The 20,015-nt window shown below is 57.2% G+C and carries 31 protein-coding genes; 30 read left to right on the forward strand and 1 reads right to left on the reverse strand.

Annotated elements, in window-relative coordinates:
- Positions 1-13: 13 nt before the first annotated feature.
- From rpsJ to K4O48_RS02985, 29 genes are all read left to right on the forward strand, one after another.
- Positions 14-325 carry a 30S ribosomal protein S10 gene (rpsJ, locus tag K4O48_RS02845; RefSeq protein ID WP_003186070.1) on the forward strand — a complete coding sequence of 104 codons (312 nt, stop codon included), beginning with the start codon at positions 14-16 and terminating at the stop codon, positions 323-325.
- A gap of 81 nt (positions 326-406) precedes the next feature.
- Entirely contained in the window at positions 407-1,042 is a 636-nt protein-coding gene (gene rplC / locus K4O48_RS02850) for a 50S ribosomal protein L3 (RefSeq protein ID WP_045160596.1), read from the forward strand.
- 12 nt (positions 1,043-1,054) lie between these two features.
- The gene (gene rplD, locus K4O48_RS02855; protein ID WP_127838370.1) at positions 1,055-1,657 is read left to right on the forward strand and encodes a 50S ribosomal protein L4; all 603 of its coding nucleotides are present in this window, start codon (positions 1,055-1,057) and stop codon (positions 1,655-1,657) included.
- Positions 1,654-1,953 (forward strand): 50S ribosomal protein L23, encoded by a 300-nt coding sequence (gene rplW / locus K4O48_RS02860; protein WP_021209378.1) that lies wholly within the window; start codon positions 1,654-1,656, stop codon positions 1,951-1,953. Before rplD ends, rplW begins: the two co-directional genes overlap by 4 nt.
- A 14-nt stretch (positions 1,954-1,967) precedes the next feature.
- Positions 1,968-2,789, forward strand: a complete 822-nt coding sequence (gene rplB, locus K4O48_RS02865; protein WP_122166182.1) for a 50S ribosomal protein L2 — start codon at positions 1,968-1,970, stop codon at positions 2,787-2,789.
- Between the two features lie 16 nt (positions 2,790-2,805).
- A complete protein-coding gene (gene rpsS, locus K4O48_RS02870; protein ID WP_019339974.1) occupies positions 2,806-3,081 on the forward strand; it encodes a 30S ribosomal protein S19 in 276 nt (91 codons plus the stop codon).
- A gap of 13 nt (positions 3,082-3,094) precedes the next feature.
- Complete coding sequence (gene rplV, locus K4O48_RS02875; RefSeq protein ID WP_003103908.1) at positions 3,095-3,427, forward strand: 50S ribosomal protein L22; 333 nt, start codon at positions 3,095-3,097, stop codon at positions 3,425-3,427.
- 13 nt (positions 3,428-3,440) lie between these two features.
- Positions 3,441-4,127 (forward strand): 30S ribosomal protein S3, encoded by a 687-nt coding sequence (rpsC, locus tag K4O48_RS02880; RefSeq protein ID WP_222910658.1) that lies wholly within the window; start codon positions 3,441-3,443, stop codon positions 4,125-4,127.
- Positions 4,128-4,139: 12 nt separating this feature from the next.
- Positions 4,140-4,553: a 50S ribosomal protein L16 gene (gene rplP / locus K4O48_RS02885; protein ID WP_003176421.1), complete on the forward strand. Its 414-nt coding sequence runs from the start codon at positions 4,140-4,142 to the stop codon at positions 4,551-4,553.
- Complete coding sequence (rpmC, locus tag K4O48_RS02890) at positions 4,553-4,744, forward strand: 50S ribosomal protein L29 (RefSeq protein WP_003289209.1); 192 nt, start codon at positions 4,553-4,555, stop codon at positions 4,742-4,744. The genes rplP and rpmC overlap by 1 nt, the downstream gene beginning before the upstream one ends.
- Before the next feature lie 2 nt (positions 4,745-4,746).
- Entirely contained in the window at positions 4,747-5,013 is a 267-nt protein-coding gene (rpsQ, locus tag K4O48_RS02895) for a 30S ribosomal protein S17 (RefSeq protein WP_222910659.1), read from the forward strand.
- 23 nt (positions 5,014-5,036) lie between these two features.
- On the forward strand, positions 5,037-5,405 hold the full coding sequence (gene rplN, locus K4O48_RS02900) for a 50S ribosomal protein L14 (RefSeq protein WP_003289207.1): 369 nt from the start codon (positions 5,037-5,039) through the stop codon (positions 5,403-5,405).
- 11 nt (positions 5,406-5,416) lie between these two features.
- Positions 5,417-5,731: a 50S ribosomal protein L24 gene (gene rplX / locus K4O48_RS02905; protein WP_019339971.1), complete on the forward strand. Its 315-nt coding sequence runs from the start codon at positions 5,417-5,419 to the stop codon at positions 5,729-5,731.
- A gap of 19 nt (positions 5,732-5,750) precedes the next feature.
- Entirely contained in the window at positions 5,751-6,290 is a 540-nt protein-coding gene (gene rplE, locus K4O48_RS02910; protein ID WP_222910660.1) for a 50S ribosomal protein L5, read from the forward strand.
- A gap of 12 nt (positions 6,291-6,302) precedes the next feature.
- Positions 6,303-6,608 (forward strand): 30S ribosomal protein S14, encoded by a 306-nt coding sequence (gene rpsN, locus K4O48_RS02915; protein ID WP_222910661.1) that lies wholly within the window; start codon positions 6,303-6,305, stop codon positions 6,606-6,608.
- A 185-nt stretch (positions 6,609-6,793) separates the two neighbouring features.
- The gene (gene rpsH, locus K4O48_RS02920; RefSeq protein ID WP_003281824.1) at positions 6,794-7,186 is read left to right on the forward strand and encodes a 30S ribosomal protein S8; all 393 of its coding nucleotides are present in this window, start codon (positions 6,794-6,796) and stop codon (positions 7,184-7,186) included.
- A 12-nt stretch (positions 7,187-7,198) separates the two neighbouring features.
- Complete coding sequence (rplF, locus tag K4O48_RS02925) at positions 7,199-7,732, forward strand: 50S ribosomal protein L6 (protein ID WP_222910662.1); 534 nt, start codon at positions 7,199-7,201, stop codon at positions 7,730-7,732.
- Positions 7,733-7,742: 10 nt separating this feature from the next.
- Positions 7,743-8,093, forward strand: a complete 351-nt coding sequence (rplR, locus tag K4O48_RS02930) for a 50S ribosomal protein L18 (RefSeq protein WP_181295932.1) — start codon at positions 7,743-7,745, stop codon at positions 8,091-8,093.
- A 3-nt stretch (positions 8,094-8,096) separates the two neighbouring features.
- Positions 8,097-8,597 (forward strand): 30S ribosomal protein S5, encoded by a 501-nt coding sequence (rpsE, locus tag K4O48_RS02935; RefSeq protein ID WP_019339966.1) that lies wholly within the window; start codon positions 8,097-8,099, stop codon positions 8,595-8,597.
- 2 nt (positions 8,598-8,599) lie between these two features.
- Positions 8,600-8,779, forward strand: coding sequence for a 50S ribosomal protein L30 (gene rpmD, locus K4O48_RS02940; RefSeq protein ID WP_003281818.1), 180 nt, complete (start codon positions 8,600-8,602; stop codon positions 8,777-8,779).
- 3 nt (positions 8,780-8,782) lie between these two features.
- On the forward strand, positions 8,783-9,217 hold the full coding sequence (gene rplO / locus K4O48_RS02945; protein WP_222910663.1) for a 50S ribosomal protein L15: 435 nt from the start codon (positions 8,783-8,785) through the stop codon (positions 9,215-9,217).
- A complete protein-coding gene (secY, locus tag K4O48_RS02950) occupies positions 9,218-10,546 on the forward strand; it encodes a preprotein translocase subunit SecY (protein ID WP_168426055.1) in 1,329 nt (442 codons plus the stop codon). It abuts the gene before it with no gap.
- Positions 10,547-10,576: 30 nt separating this feature from the next.
- Positions 10,577-10,693 (forward strand): 50S ribosomal protein L36, encoded by a 117-nt coding sequence (gene rpmJ / locus K4O48_RS02955; RefSeq protein ID WP_014854209.1) that lies wholly within the window; start codon positions 10,577-10,579, stop codon positions 10,691-10,693.
- Positions 10,694-10,824: 131 nt separating this feature from the next.
- Positions 10,825-11,181, forward strand: coding sequence for a 30S ribosomal protein S13 (rpsM, locus tag K4O48_RS02960; protein WP_073301056.1), 357 nt, complete (start codon positions 10,825-10,827; stop codon positions 11,179-11,181).
- 30 nt (positions 11,182-11,211) lie between these two features.
- The gene (rpsK, locus tag K4O48_RS02965) at positions 11,212-11,601 is read left to right on the forward strand and encodes a 30S ribosomal protein S11 (protein WP_014854207.1); all 390 of its coding nucleotides are present in this window, start codon (positions 11,212-11,214) and stop codon (positions 11,599-11,601) included.
- 17 nt (positions 11,602-11,618) lie between these two features.
- Positions 11,619-12,239 (forward strand): 30S ribosomal protein S4, encoded by a 621-nt coding sequence (gene rpsD / locus K4O48_RS02970; RefSeq protein WP_222910664.1) that lies wholly within the window; start codon positions 11,619-11,621, stop codon positions 12,237-12,239.
- Between the two features lie 22 nt (positions 12,240-12,261).
- Positions 12,262-13,263, forward strand: coding sequence for a DNA-directed RNA polymerase subunit alpha (locus K4O48_RS02975; protein ID WP_168426053.1), 1,002 nt, complete (start codon positions 12,262-12,264; stop codon positions 13,261-13,263).
- Positions 13,264-13,308: 45 nt separating this feature from the next.
- Entirely contained in the window at positions 13,309-13,695 is a 387-nt protein-coding gene (gene rplQ, locus K4O48_RS02980; protein WP_019339959.1) for a 50S ribosomal protein L17, read from the forward strand.
- A gap of 182 nt (positions 13,696-13,877) precedes the next feature.
- Complete coding sequence (locus K4O48_RS02985) at positions 13,878-15,338, forward strand: catalase (protein WP_222910665.1); 1,461 nt, start codon at positions 13,878-13,880, stop codon at positions 15,336-15,338.
- Between the two features lie 200 nt (positions 15,339-15,538).
- Here K4O48_RS02985 and uvrA read toward each other — a convergent pair whose 3' ends face one another.
- On the reverse strand, positions 15,539-18,376 hold the full coding sequence (uvrA, locus tag K4O48_RS02990) for an excinuclease ABC subunit UvrA (RefSeq protein ID WP_222910666.1): 2,838 nt from the start codon (positions 18,374-18,376) through the stop codon (positions 15,539-15,541).
- A gap of 131 nt (positions 18,377-18,507) precedes the next feature.
- Between uvrA and K4O48_RS02995 the strand changes: the two genes are divergently transcribed.
- Entirely contained in the window at positions 18,508-19,875 is a 1,368-nt protein-coding gene (locus tag K4O48_RS02995; protein WP_222910667.1) for an MFS transporter, read from the forward strand.
- Positions 19,876-20,015: the final 140 nt, after the last annotated feature.

Genomic DNA, 20,015 nt, shown 5'->3' on the forward strand with positions numbered 1-20,015 from the left:
GTCTGAGGTCAAAATGCAAAACCAACAAATCCGTATTCGGTTGAAGGCTTTTGACCATCGCCTGATCGATCAATCAACCCAGGAAATCGTGGAAACCGCGAAGCGTACTGGGGCTCAGGTGCGTGGTCCGATTCCACTGCCGACCCGCAAAGAGCGGTTCACTGTTCTGGTTTCTCCGCATGTCAACAAGGATGCGCGCGACCAGTATGAGATCCGTACTCATAAGCGTGTGCTGGATATCGTCCAGCCGACCGACAAGACTGTCGATGCGCTGATGAAGCTTGATCTAGCGGCTGGCGTGGAAGTGCAGATCAGCCTCGGCTAAAACCTCGAGTTTTAGTCGTGTAACGCTCTGAAATGGGCGGCCATAGCGGGTGAAAGCCCCGTACACTCAAGAGGTTACAACATGACTATTGGTGTAGTCGGTCGTAAATGCGGCATGACCCGCGTTTTCACCGAAGATGGTGTCTCTATTCCGGTTACGGTCATTGAGATCGAGCCGAATCGCGTCACTCAGTTCAAGAATGAAGAGAGCGATGGCTATCGCGCCGTGCAGGTCACTGTCGGTGAGCGTCGCGCGTCCCGTGTTACCAAAGCTCAGGCTGGTCATTTCGCTAAGGCGAACGTGGCTGCAGGTCGTGGCGTCTGGGAATTCCGCCTTGATGGCGAGGAGTTCCAGGTTGGTGACCAGATCAACGCTGAAATCTTCCAGGCAGGACAGATGGTGGATGTCACCGGTCAGTCCAAGGGTAAAGGCTTTGCCGGTACCATCAAGCGCTGGAATTTCCGTGGTCAGGACAATACTCACGGTAACTCCGTATCCCACCGCGTCCCGGGTTCTATTGGCCAGTGCCAGACTCCAGGTCGTGTTTTCAAGGGCAAGAAGATGTCCGGGCACATGGGCGCCGAGCGCGTAACCGTGCAGTCCCTGGAAATCGTGCGTGTCGATGCCGAGCGTAACCTTCTGCTGGTCAAGGGCGCAGTGCCCGGCGCCACCGGTGGTGACGTTGTCGTGCGTCCGGCCGCCAAGGCTCGCGGGTAAGGGGGAGTTCACATGCAATTGAATGTAAATGGCGCACAGGCCATCGAAGTCTCCGAGCAAACCTTTGGTGGTGAGTTCAACGAGACGCTGGTGCACCAGGCGGTCGTGGCCTATATGGCTGGCGGTCGTCAGGGCAGCAAGCAGCAGAAGACTCGCTCCGATGTCTCGGGTGGCGGTAAGCGTCCCTGGCGTCAAAAAGGTACTGGCCGAGCCCGTGCGGGTACTTCGCGTGGTCCGATCTGGCGTGGCGGTGGCGTAACCTTCGCTGCTCGTCCGCAGAACCATGAGCAGAAGCTCAACAAGAAGATGTACCGTGCGGCGATGCGTTCCATTCTTTCTGAATTGGTTCGCTCTGAGCGCCTGGTCGTCGTTGAAGATTTCGCTGTCGATAGCCCCAAGACCAAGCTGCTTGCCAACAAGCTGACCGGTATGGGCCTGAATGACGTACTGATCGTTTCCGATGCTGTCGATCAGAACCTGTACCTGGCGGCTCGCAACCTGCCGCACGTCGATGTTCGTGACGTTCAAGGTTCCGATCCTGTCAGCCTGATCGCCTATGACAAGGTGTTGATCACCGTGTCGGCTGTGAAGAAATTCGAGGAGCTGCTGGGATGAACCAGGAACGCGTATTCAAAGTCCTGCTTGGTCCGCACGTCTCCGAGAAGGCAACCATGCTGGCTGACAGCAAGAGCCAGTTCGTTTTCAAGGTTGCTACTGATGCAACCAAGCTGGAAATCAAGAAGGCCGTCGAAAGCCTGTTCAACGTGAAGGTCGCCAAGGTCAGTACTCTGAATGTTCAGGGCAAGACCAAGCGTACCGCTCGCGGTCTGGGCAAGCGCAACGACTGGAAGAAGGCATACATCGCGCTTCAGCCGGGCCAGGATCTCGATTTCTCCGGCAACGCTGAGTAAGGAAGGGGTGCATCATGGCAATCGTTAAATGCAAACCGACTTCCGCGGGCCGCCGTTTCGTGGTCAAGGTGGTCAATCAGGAGCTGCATAAAGGCGCTCCTTATGCTCCGCTGCTCGAGAAGAAGTCGAAGTCTGGCGGTCGTAACAACAACGGTCGCATCACCACGCGTCACATCGGTGGTGGCCACAAGCAGCATTACCGTCTGGTCGATTTTCGTCGTAACAAGGATGGCATTCCTGCCGTCGTTGAGCGCGTTGAATATGATCCGAACCGCACTGCGCACATTGCGTTGCTGAAGTATGCGGACGGTGAGCGTCGTTACATCATCGCGCCCAAAGGCGTGAGTGCTGGCGATCAGCTGCTTTCTGGCGTCAATGCGCCGATCAAGGCTGGCAACAGTCTGCCGCTGCGTAACATTCCGCTTGGTTCTACCGTTCACGGTGTTGAGCTCAAGCCGGGCAAGGGTGCGCAGATCGCTCGTTCTGCTGGTGCTTCTGCACAGTTGGTCGCTCGTGAAGGTGCCTACGTGACCCTGCGTCTTCGCTCCGGCGAGATGCGCAAAGTACTGGCTGAATGCCGTGCGACATTAGGCGAGGTCTCGAACTCCGAGCACAGCCTGCGTTCGCTGGGTAAAGCGGGTGCCAAGCGCTGGCGCGGTGTTCGCCCGACCGTCCGCGGTGTGGCAATGAACCCGGTCGATCACCCCCACGGTGGTGGTGAGGGTCGTACCTCCGGTGGTCGTCATCCGGTGTCGCCATGGGGCTTCCCAACCAAGGGCGCGAAGACTCGCTCTAACAAGCGCACCGATAACATGATCGTCCGTCGTCGCAAGTAACTAGAGGGATACGACAGTGCCGCGTTCTCTGAAAAAAGGTCCTTTTATCGATCTTCACCTATTGAAGAAGGTCGAAGTGGCGATGGAAAAGAACGATCGCAAGCCGGTTAAAACCTGGTCGCGCCGTTCCATGATCCTGCCGCAAATGGTCGGTCTGACCATCGCTGTGCATAACGGCCGTCAACATGTTCCCGTTCTTGTGAACGAAGACATGGTCGGTCATAAACTCGGCGAGTTCGCTGGTACCCGCACCTATCGCGGGCACGTAGCGGACAAGAAAGGCAAGCGCTAAGGGGTAAGGAAAGATGGAAGTAGCCGCTAAGTTGTCGGGCGCTCGCATCTCCGCCCAGAAAGCCCGCCTGGTCGCCGACCAGATCCGCGGGAAGAAGGTGGGCGAAGCGCTCAACCTGCTGGCTTTCAGCAGTAAGAAAGCCGCCGAGATCATGAAGAAAGTGCTGGAGTCGGCCGTAGCCAACGCCGAGCACAACGAAGGCGCAGACGTGGATGACCTTAAGGTCTCCACTGTTTTCGTCAACGAGGGGCGTTCGCTTAAGCGCATCATGCCGCGTGCCAAAGGCCGCGCTGATCGCATCGTCAAGCGGTCTTGCCATATCACTGTCAAGGTTGCGGACAAGTAACGGAGTCGATCAGATGGGTCAGAAAGTACATCCCACTGGCATTCGCCTGGGAATCGTCAAGGAGCACACTTCCGTCTGGTACGCAGACGGTCGTACGTACGCCGATTATCTGCTTGCAGATCTGAACGTGCGTGAGTACCTCCAAGACAAATTAAAAAGCGCGTCCGTAAGCCGTATCGATATCCATCGTCCGGCTCAGACAGCACGCATCACTATCCACACTGCTCGTCCCGGTATCGTGATTGGCAAGAAGGGTGAGGATGTTGAGAAGCTGCGTCAGGACCTGACCAAGAAAATGGGTGTGCCTGTGCACATCAACATCGAAGAAATCCGCAAGCCGGAACTCGATGCAATGCTGGTAGCACAGAACGTTGCTCAGCAGCTGGAGCGTCGCGTTATGTTCCGTCGCGCCATGAAGCGCGCGGTACAGAACGCAATGCGTATTGGTGCCAAAGGCATCAAGATCCAGGTGAGCGGTCGTCTGGGTGGGGCTGAAATCGCCCGTACGGAATGGTATCGGGAAGGTCGTGTGCCGTTGCACACCCTGCGTGCCGATATCGACTACAACACCTACGAAGCGCACACCACATATGGTGTGATCGGCGTCAAGGTCTGGATCTTCAAAGGCGAAGTGATTGGTGGTCGCCATGAAGAGCTCAAGCCGCAAGCGCCAGCGCCTCGTAAAAAAGCTGCCAAGTAAGGAGTACGCCAAATGTTACAACCTAAGCGTACAAAATTCCGCAAGCAGATGACCGGTCACAATCGTGGCTTGGCTCAGCGCGGTAGCAAAGTCAGCTTCGGCGAGTTCGCTCTTAAATCTGTCGCTCGTGGTCGTTTGACTGCACGCCAGATCGAGTCCGCACGTCGTGCGTTGACTCGCCACGTTAAGCGTGGCGGCAAGATCTGGATCCGCGTTTTCCCCGATAAGCCTATTTCCAAAAAGCCGCTTGAAGTGCGGATGGGTAAAGGTAAGGGTAACGTTGAGTACTGGGTAGCCCAGATTCAGCCGGGCAAAGTGCTCTACGAGATCGAGGGTGTTTCCGAAGAGCTGGCGCGTGAGGCATTCGCCCTGGCTGCTGCAAAGCTGCCGCTCGCCACCTCCTTTGTTAAGCGGACGGTGATGTGATGAAAGCGAATGAACTTCGTGAAAAATCCGCTCAGCAGCTGAACGAGCAATTGCTCGAGCTGCTGCGCGACCAGTTCAATCTGCGTATGCAGAAGGCAACTGGCCAGTTGGGGCAGTCGCACCTGCTCTCGCAAGTCAAGCGCGACATCGCTCGTGTCAAGACTGTGCTCAACCAGCAGGCAGGTAAGTGATCATGGCTGAAGTTGAAAAAACTGTCCGCACGCTGACTGGCCGCGTCGTCAGCGACAAGATGGACAAAAGCATCACCGTTCTGATCGAGCGTCGCGTTAAGCACCCGATCTACGGTAAATACGTGAAGCGTTCGACCAAACTGCACGCCCACGACGAAACCAACCAGTGCCGTATTGGCGACAAGGTCACTATCCGCGAGACTCGTCCGCTGGCGAAGACCAAGTGCTGGATGTTGGTTGATGTCATTGAACGTGCCGTCGAAGTCTAAGGGCTAGGGGTCGGAGAAATTATATGATTCAGACTCAATCAATGCTCGATGTGGCGGATAACAGTGGCGCTCGTCGCGTCATGTGTATCAAGGTGCTCGGCGGTTCGCACCGCCGTTACGCCGGCATCGGCGACATCATCAAGGTTACCGTCAAGGAAGCGATTCCACGTGGCAAGGTCAAGAAAGGCCAGGTAATGACTGCTGTTGTGGTCCGTACTCGTCACGGTGTTCGTCGTCCGGATGGCTCCATTATTCGCTTCGATGGTAATGCTGCTGTTCTACTGAACAACAAGCAGGAGCCAATTGGCACCCGTATTTTCGGGCCGGTGACGCGTGAGCTTCGTTCCGAGAAGTTCATGAAGATCGTCTCGCTCGCGCCTGAAGTGCTGTAAGGAGAAGCCGCATGCAAAAGATTCGTCGCAACGACGAGATCATCGTCATCGCCGGCAAAGACAAGGGTAAGCGCGGTAAGGTGCTCCGGGTGCTCGCTGACGACCGTCTCGTCGTCGGTGGTATCAACCTGGTCAAGCGTCATACCAAGCCGAACCCGATGTCGGGCGTTCAGGGCGGGATCGTCGAAAAGGAGGCGCCTCTGCACGCCTCTAACGTCGCTATTTTTAATGGTGAAACCAACAAGGCTGACCGCGTTGGGTTCAAGGTTGAAGACGGCAAGAAAATTCGTGTCTTCAAGTCGACCCAAAAGCCGGTTGAAGCTTGAGACTGCTAGGTAGATAACCATGGCACGACTAAAAGAAGTTTATCGGAAGCAAATCGCTCCCAAGCTGAAAGAAGAGCTTCAGCTTGGTAACGTGATGGAAGTTCCGCGCATTACCAAGATCACCCTTAACATGGGTATCGGCGAGGCCATCGGTGATAAGAAGATCATCGATAACGCGGTTGCCGATCTTGAGAAAATCACCGGCCAGAAGGTCGTCGTGACTCACGCTCGCAAGTCCATCGCTGGCTTTAAAGTCCGCGAGGGCTGGCCGATTGGTGTCAAGGTGACCTTGCGCAGCGATCGTATGTATGAATTCCTGGATCGTCTGCTTGCGATCTCCCTGCCTCGGGTGCGCGACTTCCGCGGCCTGAATGCCAAGTCCTTCGACGGTCGTGGCAATTACAGCATGGGTGTGAAAGAGCAGATCATTTTCCCGGAAATCGATTACGACAAGATCGATGCCCTGCGTGGTCTGGACATCACGCTGACCACTACTGCTCGAACGGACGAGGAAGGTCGCGCGTTGCTGCGTGCCTTCAACTTCCCGTTCCGTAACTAATTGGAGTAGGAAATGGCAAAGCAAAGCATGAAAAACCGCGAGCTGAAGCGTCAGCAGACGGTTGCCAAGTACGCAAAGAAGCGTGCTGCGTTGAAGGCTGTCATCGCTAATCCCGAGTCGTCTTCGGAGGCGCGTTGGGAAGCTCAGGTTGCGCTGCAGAAGCAACCGCGTGATGCCAGTGCTTCGCGCCTGCGCAACCGCTGCCGCCTAACTGGCCGTCCGCATGGTGTGTATCGCAAGTTTGGTCTTGCGCGCAATATGCTACGCCAGGCTGCGATGCGTGGTGACGTACCCGGTCTGGTGAAAGCCAGCTGGTAACAGCGCTTCGGCAGTCTCTGTCGGTACTGCTGCTGTCTAATCAAGCCCCTTATGGGGCTTGATTCGTTTCAGAACTATCTTTAGAATGTCCGGCTCGCCCGAGTCACGCCTTTGGGCGTCTGCTCATCAAGCGGGCGACACGAGCCCTAGCGGGCTTATATTTTTGAATTAGGAGCCAAGCGCCCATGAGTATGCAGGACCCGTTAGCGGACATGCTAACTCGTATCCGTAATGCCCAGATGGCCGAAAAGTCCGTCGTAAGCATGCCGTCTTCTACGTTGAAGGTGGCTGTAGCCAACGTTCTTCAAGGTGAAGGCTATATCGCAGGATACAACGTCAGCAGCGACGCCAAGCCGCAGCTGTCTATCGAGCTCAAGTACTTTGAGGGCCGTCCGGTCATTGAAGAACTTAAGCGCGTAAGTCGTCCTGGCCTTCGCCAGTACAAATCCGTTGATCAGTTGCCGAAAGTTCGCGGCGGTCTGGGTGTTTCGATCGTGTCCACCAATAAAGGTGTGATGACTGATCGGGCTGCTCGCGCTGCTGGCGTTGGCGGCGAAGTGCTCTGCACAGTGTTCTAAGGGGGGATAAGCATGTCTCGCGTTGCTAAGAACCCCGTCAAGCTGCCCGCTGGTGTTGAATTCAACATGGCCGGCCAGCAGCTTTCGGTGAAGGGTGCCAAGGGTACTCTCGAACTGAACGTACACTCGTCCGTGGAGGTGATTCACGAGGCTGGTGAGCTCCGTTTTGCTGCGCGTAATGGCGATCAGCAGAACCGTGCTATGGCCGGTACCACCCGCGCGCTGGTTAACAACATGGTGATCGGTGTCAGTCAGGGCTTTGAGCGCAAGCTCCAGCTGGTTGGTGTCGGTTACAAGGCGCAAGCCAAAGGTCAAGTGCTGTCCCTGGCTCTCGGCTTCTCGCACCCGGTGGACTATGAACTGCCGCAAGGCGTTACCGCTGAGACCCCCAGCCAGACCGATATCCTGATTAAGGGTGTCGACAAGCAACTGGTCGGTCAGGTGGCTGCTGAAATCCGTGACTTCCGTCGCCCTGAGCCTTACAAGGGCAAAGGCGTGCGTTACTCGGACGAAGTGGTCCGTCGTAAAGAAGCTAAGAAGAAGTAGGGCATAGCAAATGAGCGTAAAGAAAGTTACTCGTCTGCGTCGCGCTCGCAAGGCACGCCTGAAGATGCGCGAGCTGGAAGCCGTACGCCTTTGTGTGTACCGGTCTTCCCAGCACATCTACGCCCAGGTCCTTTCGGCCGACGGCGGAAAGGTCCTGGCCAGCGCCTCGACACTCGACAAAGAACTGCGCGGCGGTGCCACTGGCAACGTCGACGCTGCCAAAAAAGTTGGTCAGCTGGTCGCTGAGCGTGCTAAAGCCGCAGGTGTCACCCAGGTGGCGTTCGACCGTTCTGGCTTCAAGTACCACGGTCGTGTTAAGGCACTGGCTGATGCTGCTCGTGAAGGCGGGCTGGAGTTCTAAGTTATGGCATATAACGAGCAAAAGCGCGACGAAGGCTACATTGAGAAGCTGGTTCAAGTTAACCGCGTCGCCAAGACAGTAAAGGGTGGTCGTATCTTCACCTTCACCGCTTTGACGGTAGTGGGTGATGGTAAGGGTCGTGTAGGTTTCGGTCGCGGTAAGTCCCGCGAAGTCCCTGCGGCCATTCAGAAGGCTATGGAAGCGGCACGCCGCAATATGATCCAGGTTGACCTGAATGGTACAACGCTGCAGTACGCCACCAAGGCTGCTCACGGCGCCTCCAAGGTCTACATGCAGCCTGCTTCTGAAGGTACCGGCGTTATCGCTGGAGGCGCGATGCGCGCCATTCTGGAAGTGGCTGGCGTGCAGAACGTCCTGGCGAAGTGCTATGGCTCTACCAATCCTGTGAACGTGGTGCATGCCACCTTCAAGGGTTTGAAAGCCATGCAGTCGCCTGAGTCGATCGCTGCAAAGCGTGGCAAGAGCGTTGAGGAGATTTCCTGATCATGGCTAACACCGTCAAGGTCACGCTGATCAAAAGCGTCAGCGGTCGTATCCCCAATCACAAGCTTTGCGTCAAGGGCCTCGGTCTGCGTCGCATTGGTCACACTGTCGAAGTTCAGGATACTCCTGAAAATCGCGGCATGATCAACAAGGCTTATTACATGCTCCGTGTGGAGGGCTAAGCCATGCAACTGAACGATCTGCGTTCTGCGCCAGGTGCCCGTCGCGAAAAGCTGCGTCCGGGCCGTGGTATCGGCAGCGGTCTCGGCAAGACCGGTGGCCGTGGTCACAAGGGTCAGACTTCCCGCTCCGGCGGCAAGATCGCTCCCGGTTTTGAAGGCGGCCAACAGCCTTTGCATCGCCGTCTGCCTAAGTTCGGCTTCGTCTCCTTGAAGGCTATGGATCGTGCAGAAGTGCGCACCTCCGAGCTGGCAAAGGTGCAAGGCGATGTCGTAACTGTGCAGAGCCTCAAGGATGCCGACATCATTAACCAAAACGTTCAGCGCGTAAAAGTCATGCTGTCGGGTGAGGTTGGTCGTGCGGTAACTCTGAAGGGCATCGCCGCCACCAAAGGTGCGCGTGCGGCTATCGAAGCAGCTGGCGGCAAGTTCGAGGAATAAATGGCTAAGCAAGGTGCTCTCTCCGCGCTGAGTAATGGCGGGCTTTCTGAACTCTGGGCTCGTCTGCGTTTTCTGCTGATGGCGATCATCGTCTATCGGGTTGGCGCACACATCCCGGTGCCGGGAATAAATCCCGACAGGTTGGCCGAGCTGTTCCGTCAGAACGAAGGGACCATCCTTAGCTTGTTCAACATGTTCTCCGGTGGTGCCCTGGAGCGTATGAGTATCTTTGCGTTGGGGATCATGCCGTATATCTCGGCATCGATCATCATGCAGCTCATGACGGCTGTCAGTCCGCAATTGGAGCAGTTGAAGAAAGAAGGCGAGGCTGGTCGTCGCAAGATCAGTCAATACACGCGTTACGGTACGCTTGTGCTGGCTATCGTGCAGGCCATTGGGATGTCGGTCGGTCTCGCCGGTCAGGGTGTCGCATTCAGCACAGACTTCGGCTTCTACTTCGTGGCTATCACCACGTTTGTGGCTGGGGCGATGTTCATGATGTGGCTAGGTGAGCAAATTACCGAGCGAGGTGTCGGCAACGGTATCTCAATGCTGATCTTTGCCGGTATCGTTGCGGGTCTCCCTGGTGCGCTGGGGCAGTCGTTCGAGTCGGCGCGGCAGGGTGATGTCAATATCATCGCATTGTTGGCTGTCGGTCTGCTGGCCGTTGCCATCATCGGCTTCGTGGTGTTCATCGAGCGTGGTCAGCGGCGGATCGCTGTGCATTACGCCAAGCGTCAGCAGGGTCGCAAGGTCTTCGCTGCGCAAACGAGCCACCTGCCGTTGAAGGTGAACATGGCTGGTGTTATTCCGGCGATTTTTGCCAGCAGTATTCTGCTGTTTCCGGCTTCTCTGGGGCAGTGGTTTGGTCAGTCGGAGAACATGGGTTGGCTGGCTGATATTTCTCAGTCGATCGCTCCTGGTCAGCCGTTGAACATTCTGTTGTTCAGCGCCGGGATTATCTTCTTCTGCTTCTTCTACACGGCATTGATGTTTAATCCGAAAGACGTTGCGGAAAATCTGAAAAAGTCCGGTGCGTTTATTCCGGGGATTCGGCCTGGTGAGCAGTCGGCACGCTATATCGACGGCGTATTGACTCGTTTGACCATGTTCGGTGCCCTGTACATGACGGCCGTATGCCTGCTGCCTCAGTTCCTTGTGGTGGCTGCTAATGTGCCGTTCTACCTTGGCGGGACGTCGTTGCTGATCGTGGTCGTGGTCGTGATGGACTTTATGTCACAAGTTCAATCACACCTGATGTCTCACCAGTACGATTCCCTGATGAAAAAAGCCAACCTGAAGGGCTATGGCAGCGGAATGCTTCGCTGATCTAGGCTCGTAAGGTTTTAGGAGTTGCTCATGAAAGTTCGTGCATCGGTTAAAAAGCTGTGCCGCAACTGCAAGATCGTTCGTCGCGAAGGCGTCGTCCGAGTGATCTGCAGCGCAGAACCGCGACACAAACAGCGCCAAGGCTGATTGTGAGCTAAGGCTCGAGCCCGGCAGCTAGTGCGCTGCCGGGTTGATTATTTGTTATTACAGCGTTAGTATCTCGCGCCCTTTTCTTGGCTTCCGGGGCGTTGGGTAGCTGTCAATTGGAGTTTCACTGAATGGCCCGTATTGCAGGCGTAAACATTCCGGATAACAAGCACACTGTTATCTCGCTGACCTACATCTATGGTGTCGGTCGCACTCGTGCGCAGACGATCTGTGCTGCTACCGGTGTGAATCCGGCAGCGAAAATCAAGGATCTCACCGACGAGCAGGTAGAACTGCTTCGTGGCGAAGTGGGCAAGTTCATCGTTGAAGGTGACCTTCGTCGCGAAGTCAACATGAAGATCAAGCGCTTGATGGACCTGGGTTGCTACCGCGGCCTGCGTCATCGTCGTGGTCTGCCGGTCCGCGGTCAGCGTACCAAGACCAACGCTCGCACCCGCAAGGGTCCGCGTAAGCCGATCCGCAAGTAATCGCGTTAGCGCATCGACAGGAATCTAATCATGGCAAAACCTGCTGCTCGTCCTCGTAAGAAAGTCAAAAAGACGGTGGTTGATGGCATCGCCCATATCCACGCGTCTTTCAATAACACCATCATCACTATCACTGACCGCCAAGGCAACGCGTTGTCCTGGGCTACTTCCGGTGGGTCCGGTTTCCGCGGCTCGCGTAAAAGCACACCGTTTGCTGCCCAGGTAGCTGCAGAGCGTGCTGGTCAGGCGGCTCTGGAATATGGCCTCAAGAACCTCGACGTCAATGTCAAGGGTCCTGGTCCGGGTCGTGAATCTGCTGTTCGTGCATTGAACGGCTGTGGTTATAAAATCGCCAGCATCACCGACGTGACGCCGATCCCCCACAACGGGTGCCGTCCGCCGAAGAAGCGTCGCGTGTAATCAGGAGACAGTGAGAAATGGCTCGTTATATTGGTCCCAAGTGCAAACTGTCTCGTCGTGAAGGCACCGATCTCTTTCTGAAGAGTGGTGTGCGCGCGCTCGAATCAAAGTGCAACATCGAAACCCCACCGGGTGTTCATGGTCAGCGTCGTGGTCGTCTGTCTGACTACGGCACACAGCTGCGTGAAAAGCAGAAAGTGCGCCGTATTTATGGCGTGCTCGAACGTCAGTTCAGCGGCTATTACAAGGAAGCGGCCAGCCGTAAGGGCGCTACCGGCGAAAACCTGCTGCAACTGTTGGAATGCCGTCTGGATAATGTGGTTTACCGCATGGGCTTCGGCTCCACTCGTGCCGAGTCGCGTCAGCTGGTATCCCACAAGGCTATCAGCGTCAACGGCAAGACTGTAAACGTTCCGTCCTTCCAGGTGAAGGCGGGTGACGTGGTCGCCGTTCGTGAAAAGTGCCGTAACCAGCTGCGTATCGCCCAAGCCCTGGAACTGTGCGCACAGCGCGGTCGCGTTGAATGGGTCGAAGTAGATACCGACAAGAAATCCGGTGTTTTCAAGAATGTTCCGGCTCGCAGTGATCTGTCCGCCGACATCAACGAAAACCTGATTGTCGAGCTCTACTCCAAGTAAGGGCTAGAAAATAGGTGTATCCATGCAGATTTCGGTAAATGAGTTCCTGACCCCCCGCCATATCGATGTGCAGGTGGTCAGTCCGACCCGTGCCAAGATCACGCTCGAGCCGCTCGAGCGTGGTTTTGGCCATACCCTGGGCAACGCGCTGCGTCGTATTCTGTTGTCCTCCATGCCCGGCTGCGCTGTGGTCGAGGCTGAGATCGACGGTGTGCTCCACGAGTACAGCGCCATCGAGGGCGTGCAGGAAGATGTCATCGAAATCCTGCTGAACCTCAAAGGTATCGCCATCAAGCTGCACGGCCGTGATGAAGTGACCTTGAGCCTGGTGAAGAAGGGCGCGGGCGCTGTTACCGCTGCCGATATCCAGCTGGATCACGATGTCGAAATCGTCAATGGCGATCACCTGATCGCCAACCTGGCGGCTAACGGCTCGATTAACATGAAGCTCAAGGTCGCTCGCGGCCGTGGCTACGAGCCGGCGGATGCGCGTCAGAGCGATGAAGATGAGAGCCGCAGCATTGGCCGTCTTCAGCTCGACTCCACTTTCAGCCCGGTTCGTCGCGTTGCTTATGTTGTCGAAAACGCTCGTGTTGAGCAGCGTACCAACTTGGACAAGCTGGTCATCGATCTGGAAACCAACGGAACCCTGGATCCCGAAGAGGCGATCCGTCGTGCCGCGACCATTCTGCAGCAACAGCTGGCCGCGTTTGTCGACCTTAAGGGTGACAGCGAGCCGGTCGTGGTCGAGCAGGAAGACGAGATTGATCCGATCCTGTTGCGTCCAGTTGATGACTTGGAACTGACCGTTCGTTCGGCCAACTGCCTCAAGGCAGAAAACATCTACTACATCGGTGATCTGATTCAGCGCACCGAAGTCGAGCTGTTGAAAACGCCAAACTTGGGCAAGAAGTCTCTGACCGAAATCAAAGACGTTCTGGCTTCACGTGGTCTGTCCCTCGGCATGCGCCTCGACAATTGGCCGCCGGCTAGTCTCAAGAAGGACGATAAGGCTACGGCCTGATCGCCCATAGTCACCGAACTGATCGTTTGGTAAGGAATTTCAATCATGCGTCATCGTAAAAGTGGCCGTCATCTCAGCCGCACAAGCGCTCACCGTAAGGCCATGTTTCAGAACATGGCGGTGTCGCTGTTCGAGCACGAACTGATCAAAACAACCCTGCCCAAGGCCAAGGAACTGCGTCGCGTTGCCGAGCCGCTGATCACCCTGGCCAAGGAAGACAGCGTCGCCAATCGTCGCCTGGCTTTCGACCGCACACGCTCGAAGGCTATCGTTGGCAAGCTGTTCAATGATCTGGGCCCGCGTTACGCCACCCGTCAGGGCGGTTATCTTCGCATTCTCAAGTGCGGTTTCCGCGCTGGAGACAATGCACCTATGGCTTACGTTGAGCTGGTTGACCGTCCGGTTACCGGTGAAGTGGAAGCAGCCGAATAAGCTCCGGCTTTTTGGCAAAAGGAACCGAGCCCTAGGGCTCGGTTTTTTTATATCCAAAATTTTCTATGGCCTGCGTTGATTCAACGCATTGGTCCCGGTTCGCTTCAGTTCCTATGATGGCCCTCGTACCGCCGGCTAGCCGGCAAGAAGTAAGTGCGGTCAGCCCGCTCAAGGAGCTTCATATGACTGATAAACCCAAGTTGACTTCCGTTGCAGGTGCGCCGGTAGCCGAAAATCAGAATTCCATGACCGCCGGTCCTCGCGGTCCCATGTTGCTGCAGGACGTCTGGTTCCTTGAAAAGCTTGCGCATTTCGATCGAGAGGTGATTCCGGAGCGGCGTATGCATGCGAAGGGCTCTGGCGCCTTCGGCGAGTTCGTGGTCACTCATGACATCACGTGCTATACCAAGGCAGCGGTCTTTTCCGAGGTTGGCAAAAAGACGCCAATGTTTGCGCGATTCTCCACTGTGGCCGGTGAACGCGGCGCGGCAGACGCCGAGCGTGACATTCGGGGTTACGCACTGAAGTTCTATACCGAGCAGGGCAACTGGGACATGGTGGGCAACAACACGCCGGTCTTCTTCTTCCGGGATCCGCTTAAGTTCCCGGACCTGAACCATGCGGTCAAGCGCGACCCGCGTACGAACATGCGAAACGCAAACAACAACTGGGACTTTTGGACCGGTCTGCCCGAGGCGCTGCATCAAATCACTTACGTGATGGGTGATCGCGGGATCCCAGCGTCTTACCGGCACATGCACGGCTTCGGCTCGCACACGTACAGCTTTATCAGTTCCGACAATCAGCGCTACTGGGTCAAATTCCATTTCCGCACCCAGCAAGGCATCAAGAACCTCACGGACGCGGAAGCTGCCGCGATAGTCGCTGGTGACCGGGAGAGCTCGCAGCGCGACCTCTTCGAGGCCATTGAGCGTGGCGACTATCCGCGCTGGACCATGTACATCCAGGTGATGCCGGAAGCTGAGGCTGCGACCTATCGCTTCCATCCGTTTGACCTGACCAAGGTTTGGTCGAAGAAGGATTACCCGTTGATCGAAGTCGGTTACTACGAACTCAACCGTAATGCCGACAATTACTTCCAGGATGTTGAGCAGGCTGCGTTTACTCCAGCTAACGTGGTTCCCGGGATAAGCTTTTCGCCGGATCGCATGTTGCAAGGGAGACTGTTCTCCTATGGCGATGCGCAGCGCTATCGGTTGGGTGTGAACCACCACCAGATTCCGGTTAACGCGCCTCGCTGCCCAGTGCACAGTTTCCATCGCGACGGTGCGATGCGGGTCGATGGCAATCACGGCGGTCGCCTCCACTACGAGCCGAATACCTACGGCGAATGGCAGCAGCAGCCAGACTTCAGTGAGCCGCCTTTGGCGCTCGAAGGTCCTGGAGCCCGCTATGACTTCCGCCTAGACGATGCTGACTACTTCACACAACCGGGTGATCTTTTTCGGCTGATGAAAGCGGATGAGCAGCAACGGCTGTTCGGCAACACTGCGCGCGCGATGGGTGATGCAGCACGGCACATCAAGCTGCGCCATATCAGGCACTGCTACCTGGCCGATCCGGCTTACGGTGCGGGTGTCGCAGGAGCATTGGATCTTCCGGTCGAAGAAGCCTTAGCCTGACTACATCGCTGTAAAAAAGTCCGCGGTTTACTGCGGGCTTTTTGTTGCGGATAAGTGATGGCGTTGCTCGTCGGTTAGGACTGAGCAGCCACGGGGAAGGTTTTTCTCGATACGGCGATCTTGTGGACAATTGTAGCTCGCCGCGCCGTGGCTATCTAAAGCAGGTAAAAACGAGGAAATCCGTTTCCTCGCTCTCGGCGTCAGCTTCTGTCGCGCGTAAGCAACGGTTTCAGAAAATGCCCGGTATGCGACTGCGGCATTGCAGCAACGTCCTCCGGCGTACCCGTCGCGATAATTTGCCCACCTTTCGAGCCGCCTTCAGGCCCAAGGTCTACCAGCCAATCAGCCGTCTTAATAACGTCAAGGTTGTGCTCGATGACAACTACCGTGTTGCCGTGATCGCGCAGCCTGTGCAACACATCAAGCAGCTGCTGGATGTCCGCGAAGTGCAGGCCGGTAGTAGGTTCGTCCAGAATGTACAGCGTCTTGCCGGTATCCCGCTTTGAAAGCTCACGCGAGAGCTTTACCCGTTGTGCCTCGCCGCCGGACAAGGTCGTGGCGCTCTGCCCCAGCTTGATATAGGAAAGGCCCACGTCCATCAGCGTCTGCAGCTTACGCGCCACAGCGGGTACTGGATCGAAGAAGTCCCGCGCCTCCTCGATAGTCATGTCGAGCACTTCGGTGATGCTCTTGCCTTTGTATTTCACCTCCAGTGTCTCGCGGTTGTAGCGCTTGCCTTTGCAGACGTCGCAAGGCACGTATATGTCAGGTAGGAAATGCATTTCTACCTTGATGACGCCGTCGCCTTGGCACGCTTCGCAGCGGCCGCCCTTCACGTTGAAGGAGAAGCGCCCTGGGCCGTAACCGCGGGATCGCGCTTCCGGCACGCCGGCGAACAGTTCGCGAATTGGCGTAAATAAGCCGGTGTATGTGGCGGGGTTTGAGCGCGGCGTTCGGCCGATCGGGCTCTGGTCAATGTCTACAACCTTGTCCAGATGCTGCAGGCCGTCAAACGAGTCATGGGCCGCGACCTCGAGAGTGGTTGCGCCGTTAAGTGCAGTTGCCGTGATCGGGAAGAGCGTGTTGTTGATCAAGGTCGACTTACCTGAGCCGGACACCCCGGTTATGCAGGTGAGCAGCCCGACCGGGATCTCGAGATCAACGTTACGCAGGTTGTTCCCGCGCGCGCCTTTGAGCCTCAGTAACTTATCAGCGTCGCGCGGCGTGCGCCGTTCCGGATAGACGATTTTCACCCGCCCTGAAAGGTAACCGCCCGTCAGAGAGGCTGGATTGCTCATCACTTCGTCGGGCGTGCCTTCGGCAACGATTTGGCCGCCGTGTACCCCGGCGCCCGGACCGATGTCGACTACGTAGTCGGCCAGACGAATAGCGTCTTCGTCGTGTTCGACGACGATTACCGTATTGCCGATGTCGCGCAGGTGCCGAAGGGTGCCGAGCAGGCGTTCATTGTCACGCTGATGCAATCCGATTGAGGGTTCATCGAGGATGTACATGACGCCGACCAACCCCGCGCCAATCTGACTGGCCAGGCGAATGCGCTGAGCTTCGCCGCCTGAGAGGGTGTCCGCGCTGCGGTCCAGCGTCAGGTAATCGAGGCCGACATTGACCAGAAACTGCAGGCGTTCGCAAATTTCCTTGAGGATCTTGTCGGCAATCTCGCCGCGGCGACCGGGCAGCGAGAGCGCTGCGAAATACTCGGTAGCATCGCCAATGGGCAAGCCGGTGACGGCCGGCAGGGTCTTGTCGCCGACCCACACGTGACGGGCCTCGCGGCGCAACCGGGTGCCACGGCACTCCGGGCAGGGCTGAGTGCTGAGGTATTTGGCCAGTTCCTCCCGTACCGAATTGGACTCGGTCTCCCGGTAGCGGCGTTCGAGGTTAGGAATGATGCCTTCGAAAGGGTGAGAGCGTTTGACGATATCGCCGCGGTCGTTGAGATAGCGGAAGTCGACATTCGCCTTGCCACTGCCGCGCAGCACCACCTTCTGCTGCTCAGCCGGCAGGGCGTCGAACGGCTCGTCGAGACTGAAACCATAATGCGACGCGAGCGAGCCGAGCATCTGAAAGTAATACACGTTGCGCCGATCCCAGCCGCGAATAGCGCCTTCGGCCAAGGTCAGCTCGCCATTGACCAGACGCTTGGCATCGAAGAACTGTTTGACACCCAGGCCGTCGCACGTCGGGCACGCTCCGGCCGGATTGTTGAACGAGAACAGCTTGGGCTCGAGCTCACTGATCGAGTGCCCGCAGATCGGGCAGGCGAAGCGGGCAGAAAAAATCATCTCCTCGCTCTGCTGTTCCTCTTCCATCGACGCGACCAGGGCGATGCCATCAGCGAGCTTCAGCGCGGTTTCGAAAGATTCAGCAAGACGCTGTTGAAGGTCGCTGCGAACTTTGAAGCGATCCACCACAACATCAATGGAATGCTTCTTCTGCTTGTCCAGTTTTGGCAGCTCGTCTAGCTCGTACAGCCGTCCGTTGACCCTTGCCCGTACGAAACCTTGCGCACGCAGCTCATCAAATACCGCCAGGTGCTCGCCCTTGCGTTCCCGGATGACCGGGGCGAGCAGCATCAGCTTGCGGCCTTCCGGCAATGCGAGGACCTGATCGACCATCTGGCTCACCGTCTGCGCCTCCAGCGGCGCATCGTGGTCGGGGCAGCGCGGCGTGCCCACGCGGGCATAGAGCAAGCGCAGGTAATCGTAAATCTCGGTGATGGTGCCGACGGTAGAACGAGGGTTGTGTGACGTCGACTTCTGCTCGATTGAAATGGCTGGAGAGAGCCCTTCAATCGTGTCGACGTCCGGCTTTTCCATCATCGAGAGAAACTGGCGCGCGTACGCCGAGAGTGATTCGACGTATCGGCGTTGCCCTTCGGCATAAAGCGTATCGAAGGCCAGTGAGGACTTGCCGGAGCCCGATAGGCCCGTGATGACGATCAGCTTGTCGCGTGGCAGCGTCAGATCGATGTTTTTCAGGTTGTGGGTCCGAGCCCCACGAATCAGAATCTTGTCCAAAGCAGCCTCGCATGGCGGGCGAAAACCCGAAAGTATACGGCCAGCGGCGACATCTCGCCAAAGCGGCGAGCCTGTGCCGAGCAGGTGATGACTGCTAGAATCGCCGCCGGTTAATTCAAGCGAGACCCCACATGCAGGATCCTTACAGCGAGCGCATGAGCGCCAGAGAAACCCGCGCAGCGTCCGGGCTGGCCCTGGTTTTCGCGTTTCGCATGCTTGGCATGTTCATGGTTCTGCCTGTATTGGCGACCTATGGCATGGAACTGCAGGGCGCGACACCCGCGCTGATCGGTCTCGCTATCGGTGCTTATGGTTTGACCCAGGCGTTGCTACAAATTCCGTTCGGCATGCTTTCAGATCGAATCGGTCGGTTGCCGGTGATCTATTTCGGCCTGTTGATCTTCGCAGCCGGTGCCGTACTGGCCGCGACAGCCGATTCAATCTGGGGCGTCGTAGCCGGTCGTGTTCTGCAGGGCGCCGGGGCTATTTCTGCTGCGGTAATGGCGTTGCTGTCGGACCTTACCCGCGAGCAGCATCGCACCAAGGCGATGGCCATGATTGGCATGAGCATCGGCGTTTCCTTTGCGGTGGCGATGATCGTCGGCCCACTGCTGACTCGTGCGTTCGGTCTGTCCGGCCTGTTCTGGACCACGGCCGGTATGGCGCTGCTGGGCGGCGTCGTGGTCGCTACGCTACCGCGTGCGCACCAGCATCTGCGCCATCGCGAGTCCGGTGTGGCCAAGCAGGCGCTCGGCGCCACCCTTCGGCATCCTGACCTGTTGCGTCTGGATTTCAGCATTCTGGCGCTGCATGCCATCCTCATGGCCAGTTTCGTTGCCCTGCCGCTGGCGTTGGTGAATGAGGCGGCCTTGCCTCGGGATGAGCATTGGTGGGTATACCTGACGGCGCTGGTGGTTGGATTCTTCGGCATGGTGCCTTTCATCATTTATGGCGAGAAGAAGCGTCAGATGAGGCGGGTCGTGCTGGGTGCGGTGGTCGTATTGCTGTGCACCGAATTGTTCTTCTGGTGGTTCGGCAGCGGGCTGTGGACGCTGGTCGGCGGCATGGTCGTGTTCTTTATCGCCTTCAACCTGCTGGAGGCATCGTTGCCGTCCTTGATCAGCAAAGTGGCGCCGGCTGGCGGCAAGGGCACGGCCATGGGCGTTTATTCCACTAGCCAGTTTCTGGGTGCCGGCATCGGTGGCGTTCTTGGCGGCTGGTTCTATCAGCAGGGTGGGCTGGCGCTGGTTTTCGGAGGATGTGCGGCGCTGTGCGTGCTGTGGCTGCTGGCAACCTTCGGTATGCGCGAGCCGCCTTACGTGACGGGCCTGCGGCTGCCATTGTCGGTCGACGCGGTGCGCAATCCTGCCCTGGCCGAGCACATGCTCGCGGTTCAGGGTGTGTCGGACGCCGTGGTGATTCCTGAGGAGTTGGCCGCCTATGTCAAGGTCGACATGCAGGCCCTGGATCGGGCCGCTCTCGATCGGCTGGTCGCCTGATGCGGGCTTTTCGCTGAGCGTGAATGCCGCTTTGTAGCGTCTACTGTTCCACCGCCGGAGGTCGCGCCGGTTGGCCGAGGGGGGGCGGTAAGGTAAGATTCACGGTCATTGGCATTTTCCCGGTTTGCGGGGATTCTCTC

It is taken from the genome of Pseudomonas sp. DNDY-54 (assembly GCF_019880365.1).
In the GTDB taxonomy this organism is placed as follows: domain Bacteria; phylum Pseudomonadota; class Gammaproteobacteria; order Pseudomonadales; family Pseudomonadaceae; genus Stutzerimonas; species Stutzerimonas stutzeri_P.